The following is a 9,639-nucleotide window of genomic DNA, read 5'->3' on the forward strand; positions in this document are numbered from 1 at the left end:
CGCTCGAGTTTCAGATCCGGGTGACATCGTTGTCAATCGCTTCATGGCTGGGTTCGGGGGACATCCGCGCAACTGCCTGTCCGAGGTTCGTCAGGGGCGATCTCCGGGGTTGCGGAAGACCGTTCCATTCGAAACCACTACCTCGGCGGAACCTTCGTTCAACCGCCGACGCAGATCGGTGCGCACCGATCATCGGATAGTGCCACGTGAAAACGTTTACATGGCAGAATGGGCAACTGTATTCGATTGCAGTGCTCGCCGTCATGCCGCAAGCGCGCAATCATCACTGCCATCGGGAGGGCCGAGGCAGTCCCAAAAGACAGCCCGGCTTCGGGCGGACCGGATAGGTGATATGGCAAAAGTGCAGTTGCAGGGTGTGCGCAAGGTCTATGACAACGGCCAGGTCGCGGTGAAGGACGCCAGCTTCGAGGTCGCCGATGGCGAGCTGATGGTGCTGGTCGGTCCGTCCGGCTGTGGCAAGTCGACCCTGTTGCGGATGGTGGCGGGCCTGGAAGAGATCAGCGGCGGCACGCTGACCATCGGTGATCGCATGGTCAACGACGTGGCGCCGAAGGATCGCGACATCGCCATGGTGTTCCAGAGCTACGCGTTGTACCCGCACATGACCGTGGCCGAGAACCTGGCCTTCGGCCTGAAGCTGCGCGGGCATGACAAGGCGACCATCGACAAGCGCATTGCCGAGGCGGCGCAGACGCTGGGCCTGACCGAGATGATGGACAAGCTGCCCAAGGCGATGTCCGGTGGCCAGCGCCAGCGCGTGGCACTGGGCCGGGCGCTGGTGCGCGAGCCGGCGGTATTCCTGCTCGACGAGCCGCTGTCCAACCTCGACGCCAAGCTGCGGCACAGCGTGCGTACCGAGATCGCGCAGCTGCACCGCAAGCTGGGCACCACCATGATCTACGTGACGCACGACCAGGTCGAAGCGATGACCCTGGGCCAGCGCATCGTGGTGCTGAAGGACGGCATCATCCAGCAGATCGATACGCCGATGGCGCTGTACGATCGCCCGGCCAACCTGTTCGTGGCCGGTTTCCTCGGCAGCCCGGCGATGAACGTGCTGCGTGGCACGTTGCAGGGCGATGCCGGCGGCGTGAGCGTGGTCGACGGCGAATGGCGTGCACCGCTGGGCCAGGCGATGATCGATCCGGCATGGCTGCAGAAGCCGATCGCGGTGGGCGTGCGCCCGGAGCACCTGCAGCCGGCGGCTGCCGATGATGCGCATGCATTCACCGCGCGCATCGAAGGCATCGAGCCGGTCGGCAACGAGATCTTCGTCAATCTGAGCAGTGGCCAGCATGCGCTGACCATGCGCGTGGCACCGCAGTCGCTGCCAGCAGTGGGCGAGCAGATCCGCGTGGCGATTCACCCGCAGGGGCTGCACTTCTTCAACCCGGAAACCGGCGAGCGCCTCTGACGCTGTAGAGCCGAGCCCACGCTCGGCTGCTTCGTTGCGGTGCGGACCAACGGTCCGCACCCACCATGGCGGCGGTAGCGCCGGGCCGTGCCCGGCGTGAACCTCAGCGCGCCAATCCATCCAGTAGCGGCACACGCTGCGCCACCGCACCACCCACCTGCAGCTCGGCGTCGCTGGCCTCCAGCGGCAGCACCGCCAGCGCCAGTTCACCGGCCACGCTGGCGACCGTGCCCAGCGTCGCGCCGTCCTGCAGCACGCCATCGCCGGCCTGCGCCGGTGCCGCGGTATGCAGCAGCTGCACCGCGCGCTTGGCCTTGCCGAGGAAGTGGGTGCGGGCGACGATTTCCTGGCCTGGGTAGCAGCCTTTCTTCACGCTGTAGCCATTCAGGCGGTCCAGGCCCAGCTGCTGCGGGGTCCACACTTCGCGCTGGCTTTCGTCCAAGCGCGGCAATCCGTAGCGCAGGTCGGCCTGGCGCCAGGCGAGGGCGAAGGCGGCTTCATCGATTTCGCTGCCGGATGCAACGGCATCCGTCGCCCCGATGCGCAGGGTCCGCGGCAAGGCGTCGCTGCCCAGGTCCAGCTCCCAACCGTCACCTGCGGTCTGCGCAATCGCGGCGCCACTGGCGGCCTCGGGTGCGGTGAACGCGCCGGCCACCGCCAGATCGCTGCGCACCTGCACCTTCACCTTGCGGCGGAACACGAAGCGCTGCAGTTGCGACGCAATCGCATCGGCATCGCCGTCGGCCAGCACCAGCATCACGTGATCGTCGGCCAGCCGGAGCAGCTGGAACACTGCCAGGGTGCGGCCCTTGGCACTCAGCCAGGCGCTCCACTGCCAGTGCAGCAGGGGCAGCGCGGTGACGTCGCTGCTGAACTGGGCGTGGGCGAAGGCGGCCGCATCCGGGCCCTGCAGGCTCAGCAGCTGGTGGCCGGGCAGGCGCGGATATCCGACGAAAGCAGGGGGCAGGTTGTCAGGCACGTGAACGAGGTCTAAAATTTGTGCGTTGCGAGACCGAACATGATAGGCCAAACAACCCCCACTCCCGACGACGAATCTGAAGCCCCGCTGGTCCCCGCGGCACCCGTGCCTGTGGAACAGGAAAAAGCAGAGGAATTCGGCGGCCGCGGCGGACTTGATCCGGTGCGGTATGGCGATTGGGAGAAAAACGGACGCTGCATCGATTTCTGATCAGCATTGAGCCAACGCGGCCGCGTGCCGCCCAGCCGAGACAACGAGCCCAGCGAATGGCGACCAGACAACGCCCACTTTCCCCGCACCTTCAGGTGTATCGCTGGCAGATTCAGATGGCCACCTCGATCCTGCATCGAGCCACCGGCATCTTTCTGTCTGTTGGTGCCCTCATCATCGCTGCCGGCCTGCTGGCCCTGATGATGGGGCCCGAGTCCTGGAACTGCTTCACCGGCCATGCCGGGGCCTGGTATGGCCGCGTGTTCCTGTTCGCGTGGACATGGTCGTTCGCCTATCACCTGTGCAATGGCATCCGCCATGTGGTGCAGGACTTCGCCATCGGCTTCAGCATCCCTGCCTTCATCCGCAGCAGCTGGCTGTCGGTCATCGGCAGCCTGGTGATCACCCTGCTGGTGTGGGCCTATGTGATGTTCGGAGGTGCCGCGTGAGCAAGTTCCGTACCCCGCTGAAGAACGTGCGCGGCCTGGGCTCGGCCAAGACCGGCACCGAGCACTTCGTGCACCAGCGCCTGACCGCTGCCGCGCTGGTGGTGCTGGGCATCTGGTTCCTGGTCTTCGTGCTGGGCCTGCTGGGCTCGGATTACGCGACCGCCGCCGCCGCCGTGGCCAAGCCGTGGAATGCAGTGCCGTTGATCGGCCTGCTGATCGCCATGTTCTGGCACGCGCAGCTCGGCATGCAGGTCGTGCTGGAAGACTACATCCACGAATCGCTGCTGGCCCTGGTGCTGCAGACCGCGGTGAAGTTCGTCGCCGTGCTCGGCATGATCGTCAGTGTGTTTGCGGTGGGCCGCATCGCCCTCGGCGTTGCCTGAGCCCAGGCACCTACACAGGAATCCAGATTAGATGTCCGCTTACAAGATCACCGAACACAAGTACGACATGGTCGTGGTCGGCGCCGGCGGTGCCGGCCTGCGCGCCACGTTCGGCCTGGCCGCCAAGGGCCTGCAGACCGTGTGCCTGACCAAGGTCTTCCCGACCCGTTCGCACACCGTTGCCGCCCAGGGCGGTATTTCGGCCGCACTCGGCAACATGGGCGAGGACGACTGGCGCTACCACTTCTTCGACACCATCAAGGGGTCGGACTGGCTGGGCGACCAGGACGCCATCGAGTACATGTGCCGTGAGGCCATCCCGGCCATCATCGAACTGGAACACTACGGCGTGCCGTTCTCGCGCACCGCCGAAGGCAAGATCTACCAGCGTCCGTTTGGTGGCATGACCACCAAGTACGGCGAAGGCCCGGCGGCGCAGCGTACCTGCGCGGCGGCCGACCGTACCGGCCACGCGATGCTGCACACCCTGTACCAGCAGTCGCTGAAGCACGATGCGCGCTTCATGATCGAGTACTTCGCGCTCGACCTGATCTTCGACGACGAAGGCGCCTGCCGCGGCGTGCTGGCCCTGGACATGTCCGATGGCACGCTGCACCTGTTCCGCGCCCAGGGCGTGGTGCTGGCCACCGGCGGCTACGGCCGTGCCTACTTCAGCGCCACCTCGGCGCACACCTGCACCGGCGACGGTGGCGGCCTGGCCATGCGTGCCGGCATCGCCATGCAGGACATGGAGTTCGTGCAGTTCCACCCGACCGGCATCTACGGCGCCGGCTGCCTGATCACCGAGGGTGTCCGCGGTGAAGGCGGCATCCTGCGCAACAGCAGCGGCGAGCGCTTCATGGAGCGCTATGCACCGCACTACAAGGATCTGGCCTCGCGCGACGTGGTCAGCCGTTCGATGACCATCGAGATCCGCGAAGGCCGCGGCGTCGGCGAGCACAAGGACCACATCCTGCTCGACCTGACCCACCTCGGCCCGGGTGTGATCGACGAGAAGCTGCCGGGCATCGCCGAGAGCGCCCGCATCTTCGCCGGCGTCGACGTGCACAAGCAGCCGATCCCGGTCATTCCGACCGTGCACTACAACATGGGCGGCATCCCGACCAACTACCACGGTGAAGTGGTGCAGAAGGTCGGCGACAACGACAACGCCGTGGTGCCGGGCCTGTACGCCATCGGCGAAGCGGCCTGCGTGTCCGTGCACGGCGCCAACCGCCTGGGCTCGAACTCGCTGCTCGACCTGGTGGTGTTCGGCCGTGCGGTGGCCAACCGCTGCGCCGAGACCATCAAGCCGGGTGCCGCGCACAAGCCGCTGCCGGCCGATGCCTGCGACAAGGCGCTGGGCCTGCTGGACAAGCTGCGCCACGCCAACGGCGATACCCCGACCTCGGTCATCCGCGATCGCATGCAGCGCACCATGCAGGCTGACGCGGCCGTCTTCCGCACCAGCCAGACGCTGAAGGAAGGCTGCGAGAAGATGGACAAGATCTTCGACTCGTTCCAGGACGTGAAGGTCTCCGACCGTTCGCTGGTCTGGAACTCGGACCTGATCGAGACCTACGAGCTGAACAACCTGCTGCTCAACGCGGTGGCGACGATCAACTCGGCCGAACAGCGCAAGGAAAGCCGTGGTGCGCATGCGCACGAGGACTATCCCGACCGCGACGACGTCAACTGGCAGAAGCACACCCTGGTCAGCGTCGACGAGAAGGGCAAGTGCAGCTTCGACTACCGTCCGGTGCACATGTACACGTTGACCGACGACGTGTCCGTGGTGCCGCCGAAGCCGCGCGTGTACTGATCCGACCCCGCCTACCATGCAATCCGCGCCCACGGGCGCGGGCCGCCTGAGCCAACGAGAGCAGCCATGGCCGAGTTTTCACTCCCCAAGAATTCCAAGATCACGAAGGGCAAGCACTTCCCCGTCAAGAACGGCGGCAAGAATGTGCGCACCTTCAAGATCTACCGCTGGAGTCCGGACGACGACAGCAACCCGCGCACCGATACCTATGAAGTCGATCTGGACGCCTGTGGCCCGATGGTCCTGGACGCCCTGATCAAGATCAAGAACGAGATCGACCCGACCCTGACCTTCCGCCGTTCCTGCCGCGAAGGTATCTGTGGTTCGTGCGCGATGAACATCGACGGCACCAACACCCTGGCCTGCACCCGAGCCATCTCGGACTGCGGCAAGAAGGAAGTGCCGATCTACCCGCTGCCGCACATGAACGTGGTCAAGGATCTGGTTCCGGACCTGACCCACTTCTACGCGCAGTACGCCTCGATCAAGCCGTGGATCCGCACCCAGACCCCGGCACCGCCGGACCGCGAGCGCCTGCAGTCGCCGGAAGACCGCAAGAAGCTCGACGGCCTGTACGAGTGCATCCTGTGCGCCTGCTGCTCGACCAGCTGCCCGAGCTACTGGTGGAACGGCGAGCGTTACCTGGGCCCGGCGATCCTGCTGCAGGCCTATCGCTGGATCATCGACTCGCGCGATGAGGACACCGGTGCGCGCCTGGACGATCTGGAAGATCCGTTCAAGCTGTACCGCTGCCATACCATCATGAACTGCGCCCGGACCTGCCCGAAGGGCCTGAACCCGGCGCTGGCGATCGCCGAGATCAAGAAGCTGATGATGGAGCGCCGCGCCTGATACAGGCCTGGCAGTACCCGGTGGAGCCACGTCACGCGAGGCTGCGCCACCCAGTAGAGCCACGCCATGCGTGGCTTTGCTGTATCTGGAGAAGCACGATGGAAGACGATGTCCTGCTGAAGAAGCTGCGCTGGCGCTGCCGCCGCGGCATGCGCGAACTGGACCAGCTGTTCGGCCGCTACCTGGACCGTGAGTGGAGCACTGCACCGACCGGAGAGCGCGAGGTTTTCCTGTTCCTGCTCGACTGCGAGGACGATAAGTTGTGGCGCTGGTTCATGGGCTATGAGGCCTGCCCGCATGCGCACGCGATCCCCCTCATGCAGAAGATCCTCGCCCTCAAGCCTTGAGTGGCGCCCCTCGCGGCTGCAGGCCGCCGCCCAGTTGGCGGTGCTGCTGGCCTCCCCCTGGTTGTTGCGCGCCTCGGATCTGCCTGCGCGGCTGCTGATGCCCGCGCTGCTGCTGGCCTGGGGCGTCGGCTTGGCCGAACTGGCCTGGCGCCAGCGCAGGCCGCGCGTGCAGGTGCTTCTGCCTCCGCTTCCCGAGGCATTGCAGGTGGCCGGACGGGACGTCGATACGCCACGGCTGGTGGTGCGTGGCCCATGGTTGTTGTTGCTGTGGCGTGAGGATCGGCGCCGCCGGCGCCTGCTGTTCTGGCCGGATGTGCTCGATTCAGGGCAGCGACGTGAACTGCGACTGGCCGTGGCCACACGCAGCGTTTCCCGTCGGCCCCGGTCAATGGCACCATAAGCTGAATTGACCGGCGTGCCTGCATGTTCAAACCCATTCCCGTGGCCATCGGCCTGCGCTACCTGCGCGCCAAGCGCCGCAACGGCTTCATTTCCTTCATCTCGATGGCATCGATCCTGGGCATCGCGCTCGGCGTTACGGTGCTGATCACCACCCTGGCGGTGATGAGCGGTTTCCAGAAGGAAATCCGCAGCCGCCTGCTGCAGATGACCGCCCATACCACCATCAGCCGCGACGGCGAGCCGATGCCGGACTGGATGCGGGTGGTTGATGTTGCCCGCAAGGATCCGCGCGTGGCGGGTGCCGCGCCGTACATCGAGATCCAGTCGATGATCAGCGGCCCGCGCGTGCAGGGCGCGATCATCCAGGGCATCGATCCGGCGCTGGAGCCGAACGTCTCGGTGATCGACAGGAAGGTCACCAAGGGCAGCTATGACAGCCTCAAGCCGGGCAGCTTCAACCTGCTGCTGGGCAAGGAGCTGGCGATCTGGCTGGGCGTGGACGTTGGCGACCAGGTGCTGGTGACCTTTGCCGAAGTGCAGGGCACGCCGGCCGGTGCGGTGCCACGGATGAAGCGCTTCACCGTCAGCGGCATCTTCGAGGCCGGGTACAACGAGGTCGATCGCGGCGTCGGCTTCGCCAACATGCAGGACCTCGAGCGTGTTCTGCGCAGTGACGGCGCCACCGGCGTGCGGCTGAAACTGCACGACATGGACCGTTCGCTGGAAGTGGGCGTGGACTTGGCGCAGAGCCTCGGCGGTGCCTACCGCGTGAGTGACTGGACGCAGCAGAACGCCAACCTCTACCACTCGCTGCGCATGGAGAAGGTGGTGATGGGCATCCTGCTGTCGCTGATCATCGCCATGGGGGCCTTCAACCTGGTGTCCTCGCAGGTGATGCTGGTGACCGACAAGCAGGCCGACATTGCCATCCTGCGCACCCTGGGCCTGACCCCGGGCGGGGTGATGCAGGTGTTCATGGTGCAGGGCTCGTTGATCGGCATCTTCGGCACGCTGGCCGGCCTGATCGGTGGCATCACCCTGACCCTCAACCTGGAGCGCATCCTCGGCGCCATCGAGAGCGTGTTCAACGTCAAGCTGCTGCCGGAGGATGTCTATTACATCACCGGCCTGCCGACCGACATGCAGACCGGCGACGTGGTGGCGATCACCGTGGTCGCGCTGCTGATGAGCTTCCTGGCCACCCTGTATCCCGCCTGGCGGGCAGCACGCACCCAGCCGGCGGAGGCCCTGCGTTATGAATAAGGTCGTCAACCGCGGCGATGAAGTGATCCGCGCCGAAGCGCTGGGCAAGACCTATGCCGAAGGACGCATGCAGACCCCGGTGTTCGATGGGCTGGACCTGACCGTGACTGCTGGCGAGACGGTGGCGATCATCGGTGCCTCCGGTGCCGGCAAGAGCACGCTGCTGCACCTGCTGGGCGGCCTGGACATTCCGACTGCCGGCGAAGTGTATGTGACCGGCCAGCGCATGTCGGCGCTGTCGGATACCGCGCGCGGCCTGCTGCGCAACCAGGCGCTGGGCTTCGTCTACCAGTTCCATCACCTGCTGCCGGAGTTCACCGCGCTGGAAAACGTGATGATGCCGGTGCTGCTGGCCGGCACCGCCGTGGCCGAGGCGAGCAGCCGGGCCACCACGCTGCTGGAAGCGGTCGGCCTCGGCCATCGCCTGGACCACAAGCCGGGCGAGCTGTCCGGCGGCGAACGCCAACGTGCCGCAGTGGCGCGCGCGCTGGTCAATCATCCGGCCTGCGTACTCGGCGACGAGCCGACCGGTAACCTGGATGACCGCACCGCCGGCACCGTGTTCGAGCTGATGCTGGAACTCAACCGCGCGCGTCATACCAGCCTGGTGCTGGTGACCCACGACCGCAGCTTGGCACGGCGCCTGGACCGGGTGCTGGAGCTACGCGAAGGGCGCCTGCACGCACTGGCCCACGCCGACGTCTGAGCGCTGGGACCGCTTTGGTAGAGGCCGGCCTTGGGTGGCTGCTCCTGCAGGGCAAGCGCCAACCAAGGTTGGCGTCTACCGTGGTCCGGCCAGTAGCCGCCGACCGGCGGCTGAATGGGGCGCGAGCCGTCGCGCCGGCGTTGCCAGCCCGGGCGCATGATGGCGACAGTTCCCCGAGGAGATCGCCATGAAGACCCCGATCCTGATGGCCGGACTCTGCCTGGCACTGGCCGCCTGTGCGACCACCGGCCGGCTCAGCAGTACCGAGAAACTGGATCTGTACCGTGCCCACGCCGGCGCGCCGCAGAATGACATGCAGTTCTTTGGCAGCCTCAATGGCTGGACCGAGCTGGGCGACAGTGCGCTGGCGGTGTGGACCCGTCCCAGCGAAGCCTATCTGCTGGAGTTGAATGGTCCCTGCCAGGACCTGCCATATGCGACCGCCATCGGCCTGACCAGCAGCATGGGCCGCGTGTCGTCGCGCTTCGACAAGGTGCTGGTGCGCGACCCCACCGGCGGCCCGCGCCTGCCGTGCTTCATCAACAGCATCCGCAAGCTGGACGTGAAGGCCCTGCGTGCGTCCGAGCAGGAGCTGCGACAGGCGCAGGTGCAGGAGCGCGAGGAATCCGGGAAATAAACGGGTAGCGCCGGGGCAAGCCCCGCCGGATCCAGGGCCCCCGGGCAGGCCCCCCGCGACCCGCCCGGGAGGCGTGCCGAAACAAACCCCCCCGCGTGACTTCGGGCATATAGAAAAACAAAAATTCCACTTAACCCTAAAAGAAACCACCAAT

The 9,639-nt window shown here is 66.1% G+C and carries 12 protein-coding genes; 11 read left to right on the forward strand and 1 reads right to left on the reverse strand.

What is annotated here, in order from left to right:
- Positions 1–352: 352 nt before the first annotated feature.
- Positions 353–1,435, forward strand: coding sequence for a sn-glycerol-3-phosphate ABC transporter ATP-binding protein UgpC (ugpC, locus tag RCF13_RS01160; RefSeq protein WP_134967727.1), 1,083 nt, complete (start codon positions 353–355; stop codon positions 1,433–1,435).
- A 103-nt stretch (positions 1,436–1,538) separates the two neighbouring features.
- On the opposite strand, the gene RCF13_RS01165 is transcribed toward ugpC, so the two are convergent.
- Positions 1,539–2,414, reverse strand: a complete 876-nt coding sequence (locus RCF13_RS01165; protein ID WP_231352664.1) for a folate-binding protein — start codon at positions 2,412–2,414, stop codon at positions 1,539–1,541.
- A gap of 39 nt (positions 2,415–2,453) precedes the next feature.
- Here RCF13_RS01165 and RCF13_RS01170 point away from each other — a divergent pair, with 39 nt between their 5' ends.
- The 10 genes from RCF13_RS01170 to RCF13_RS01215 all read left to right on the forward strand — a co-directional run bounded on the left by RCF13_RS01170 (position 2,454) and on the right by RCF13_RS01215 (position 9,485).
- Positions 2,454–2,624 carry a DUF1674 domain-containing protein gene (locus tag RCF13_RS01170; protein ID WP_005409075.1) on the forward strand — a complete coding sequence of 57 codons (171 nt, stop codon included), beginning with the start codon at positions 2,454–2,456 and terminating at the stop codon, positions 2,622–2,624.
- Between the two features lie 56 nt (positions 2,625–2,680).
- Positions 2,681–3,073 carry a succinate dehydrogenase, cytochrome b556 subunit gene (gene sdhC, locus RCF13_RS01175; protein ID WP_005416132.1) on the forward strand — a complete coding sequence of 131 codons (393 nt, stop codon included), beginning with the start codon at positions 2,681–2,683 and terminating at the stop codon, positions 3,071–3,073.
- Positions 3,070–3,456 (forward strand): succinate dehydrogenase, hydrophobic membrane anchor protein, encoded by a 387-nt coding sequence (gene sdhD / locus RCF13_RS01180; RefSeq protein WP_005409077.1) that lies wholly within the window; start codon positions 3,070–3,072, stop codon positions 3,454–3,456. The genes sdhC and sdhD overlap by 4 nt, the downstream gene beginning before the upstream one ends.
- A 31-nt stretch (positions 3,457–3,487) precedes the next feature.
- The gene (gene sdhA, locus RCF13_RS01185) at positions 3,488–5,278 is read left to right on the forward strand and encodes a succinate dehydrogenase flavoprotein subunit (protein ID WP_014036803.1); all 1,791 of its coding nucleotides are present in this window, start codon (positions 3,488–3,490) and stop codon (positions 5,276–5,278) included.
- 66 nt (positions 5,279–5,344) lie between these two features.
- Positions 5,345–6,130 (forward strand): succinate dehydrogenase iron-sulfur subunit, encoded by a 786-nt coding sequence (locus RCF13_RS01190; RefSeq protein WP_005409079.1) that lies wholly within the window; start codon positions 5,345–5,347, stop codon positions 6,128–6,130.
- A gap of 98 nt (positions 6,131–6,228) precedes the next feature.
- Positions 6,229–6,477: a succinate dehydrogenase assembly factor 2 gene (locus tag RCF13_RS01195; protein WP_049413478.1), complete on the forward strand. Its 249-nt coding sequence runs from the start codon at positions 6,229–6,231 to the stop codon at positions 6,475–6,477.
- Complete coding sequence (locus RCF13_RS01200) at positions 6,428–6,877, forward strand: hypothetical protein (protein WP_061480279.1); 450 nt, start codon at positions 6,428–6,430, stop codon at positions 6,875–6,877. The genes RCF13_RS01195 and RCF13_RS01200 overlap by 50 nt, the downstream gene beginning before the upstream one ends.
- A 23-nt stretch (positions 6,878–6,900) precedes the next feature.
- On the forward strand, positions 6,901–8,142 hold the full coding sequence (locus RCF13_RS01205) for a lipoprotein-releasing ABC transporter permease subunit (protein WP_005416136.1): 1,242 nt from the start codon (positions 6,901–6,903) through the stop codon (positions 8,140–8,142).
- Entirely contained in the window at positions 8,135–8,848 is a 714-nt protein-coding gene (lolD, locus tag RCF13_RS01210) for a lipoprotein-releasing ABC transporter ATP-binding protein LolD (protein ID WP_032954095.1), read from the forward strand. The genes RCF13_RS01205 and lolD overlap by 8 nt, the downstream gene beginning before the upstream one ends.
- Positions 8,849–9,035: 187 nt before the next feature.
- The gene (locus RCF13_RS01215) at positions 9,036–9,485 is read left to right on the forward strand and encodes a DUF6491 family protein (protein WP_053500546.1); all 450 of its coding nucleotides are present in this window, start codon (positions 9,036–9,038) and stop codon (positions 9,483–9,485) included.
- Positions 9,486–9,639: the final 154 nt, after the last annotated feature.

This window comes from Stenotrophomonas maltophilia group sp. RNC7, assembly GCF_030910085.1.
Taxonomy (GTDB): Bacteria; Pseudomonadota; Gammaproteobacteria; order Xanthomonadales; family Xanthomonadaceae; genus Stenotrophomonas; species Stenotrophomonas sepilia.

What these genes read in the sequence shown, in the direction of transcription:
- RCF13_RS01215 (WP_053500546.1), top strand. Translation starts at nt 9,036, where the DNA reads ATGAAGACCCCGATCCTGATGGCCGGACTCTGCCTGGCACTGGCCGCC.
- RCF13_RS01190 (WP_005409079.1), top strand. Translation starts at nt 5,345, where the DNA reads ATGGCCGAGTTTTCACTCCCCAAGAATTCCAAGATCACGAAGGGCAAG.
- lolD (WP_032954095.1), top strand. Translation starts at nt 8,135, where the DNA reads ATGAATAAGGTCGTCAACCGCGGCGATGAAGTGATCCGCGCCGAAGCG.
- sdhC (WP_005416132.1), top strand. Translation starts at nt 2,681, where the DNA reads ATGGCGACCAGACAACGCCCACTTTCCCCGCACCTTCAGGTGTATCGC.
- sdhA (WP_014036803.1), top strand. Translation starts at nt 3,488, where the DNA reads ATGTCCGCTTACAAGATCACCGAACACAAGTACGACATGGTCGTGGTC.
- RCF13_RS01200 (WP_061480279.1), top strand. Translation starts at nt 6,428, where the DNA reads ATGCGCACGCGATCCCCCTCATGCAGAAGATCCTCGCCCTCAAGCCTT.
- RCF13_RS01170 (WP_005409075.1), top strand. Translation starts at nt 2,454, where the DNA reads ATGATAGGCCAAACAACCCCCACTCCCGACGACGAATCTGAAGCCCCG.
- ugpC (WP_134967727.1), top strand. Translation starts at nt 353, where the DNA reads ATGGCAAAAGTGCAGTTGCAGGGTGTGCGCAAGGTCTATGACAACGGC.
- RCF13_RS01205 (WP_005416136.1), top strand. Translation starts at nt 6,901, where the DNA reads ATGTTCAAACCCATTCCCGTGGCCATCGGCCTGCGCTACCTGCGCGCC.
- RCF13_RS01195 (WP_049413478.1), top strand. Translation starts at nt 6,229, where the DNA reads ATGGAAGACGATGTCCTGCTGAAGAAGCTGCGCTGGCGCTGCCGCCGC.